The organism is Poseidonocella sp. HB161398, from assembly GCF_005870025.1.
Classification (GTDB): Bacteria; Pseudomonadota; Alphaproteobacteria; order Rhodobacterales; family Rhodobacteraceae; genus Mangrovicoccus.
Genome location: NZ_VATA01000201.1, coordinates 1 through 1892, shown reverse-complemented (window position 1 = coordinate 1892; position 1892 = coordinate 1). Strand labels below are relative to the sequence as shown.

The window sequence follows — 1892 nt, the reverse complement described above, 5'->3', positions numbered from 1 at the left end:
AGTTCGCGGCAAAGAAGGGGCTGGCAATGCGCGCCGCGTAGGCCCAAGATCCAACTTGCGGACTCTCCGCTAATTCGGAGGATTGTCGGGGCTCAGGTCAACGGCAATCGTCTTTTGGCGTCGGCCGAGCGTGGAGAAGTCAGGCACCGGCCAGTCCAGCCGCGCCATCCCGCCTCGCCGTCGCCCATCGGGCTCGAACCGATGGCGCCTCGATGGGCAACTCCGGGCACCGCTGGCGACGCTTTCGACACAAGGCGGTGCCATGCGGCGATCCTCGCGCGCGGAGGCACAGGGCGCTCGGGCATTCGTTCGGACCGGTGGCACTCATGCCCTCGCTGCCATCAGGAAAAACGGCCGGCTGTGGACGGCGGACTGCCCGGCTGCGCTGGCGCGCAACGACATCCCTGGCACCTCGGCCGCGTTCGCCGGACTTTCGCGGCGCTACTGGCGCCACGGTTCCGGCTCACTCTGGAAGAAGTGGTCCGGCTATCATGTCTGCAGCCGGATCGAGGCCGGGATGCGGAACCTGAAATCCTTCGGCGAGCGCATCGCCTCGAGGGACCACGACCGCCAGACCGCCGAGATCCACATCCGCGTCAGTCGCGGCTGCGCCCGGACCGATGGCGCTTGCCGCTCATTCATGCACCGCTTCAACGCCCTCGGCACCGCCGAGATCGAACGCGTGGCCTCACCTCAGACGGGAAAGGGGCATCGCGCCCTAAAACCGACTTCTGCAAAAATGCCGTTCCGAGCTTTTTTCGTTGCCAGATCGATACGACGGGGCATTTTGCGCAAATCCAGGGGGATTAATCTCGTGAATCCAGCATTCTAGCCGGGCAACATGGGCAGACCTCCGAAGACGACATACAAGACGACCAACTGGAAAAGCTAGCGAGCGGTTGCGCGCCACCGGTCCGAGCGCAACGGCGAGCGAGGCGCTGAGGCAGCGCGGATCGCTGACCGTCTGGTTCGATCCCTCGATGCAGTGGGAAGCGGTGCTGTCCGGACGTTTTGGTCGCCAGCAGTCCTGTAACGAATGAGGAGGATCAGAAATTGATCCGGGGGATCATTTCCCGGACGAATGCGATCCAGGCCTGCCTGACCCTCAAGCTCCTCCTCGGACTGCCGCTCCGGCAGGGCGTGCGATTTCCGCCATTGGTCCGAGGATTTGCCATCGCTTGCGCCATCGGTCCGAGCAAGGATGGCGACGGCGCGCGGCTTTATGGCGCGCCTGCCGGACCTGTCCAGGCTCGGGTGGTCGGCGCCGGACTTCAGCACCCTGTCGCGCGGCCAGAGCGAGACGGAACCGCGGCGCCAGTGGCGCCGCGAAAGCCCGTCGGACCGTGGATGTCCTCATCTCGTATCGCGGCTCCAAGAGGGCGCTTCACCTGCTTGTCGACAATGAGGCATCGACCGCCATCGGTCCGAGGACGATGCCGAACGGCATCAAGGTCGAGGGCGAAGGGTGCGGAGGACCGTGGCCCCGGCGGCGCCGCGAAAGCGCGCAGCACGGCACAGGCGCACGCATGGCGGCTCCAAGCGGCGCAGTCGCGGTGCCGCTCGGACCGGTGGCGCGGCCCGCTCATGGCGCAAGATCCACCCCGGCACAGGCGAGATGGAGGAGGATCAGGAAACCGTCCGGGGGACCGTTTCCCCGACGGCGATTGGAGATCCGGGCGGACGAGGTCACCTCCGGCAATGTCGGCGATGTCGAGCCGGTGAGCGCCACCGGTCCGGGCGAACCGGCAAGGGATGCTGCCGGACCTGCTCGCCCAGATCCCGGCAGACGGGGAGATTGCCGCAGTCACCCCAGACGGTGCCAGCGGATGCGCAACCGGGTCGAGCACCGCTGGCGACGCCTATGACACGCGCGCCTGCCATGACGCCAATTC

General features: G+C 66.5%; 2 pseudogenes. Both read left to right on the top strand.

Annotated elements, in window-relative coordinates:
- Positions 1 to 228 precede the first annotated feature (228 nt).
- A pseudogene (locus FGX59_RS36695) lies at positions 229 to 688 on the top strand (hypothetical protein); the annotation flags it as partial.
- A gap of 153 nt (positions 689 to 841) precedes the next feature.
- Positions 842 to 1892 (top strand): annotated as a pseudogene (locus FGX59_RS36690) (transposase); the annotation flags it as partial.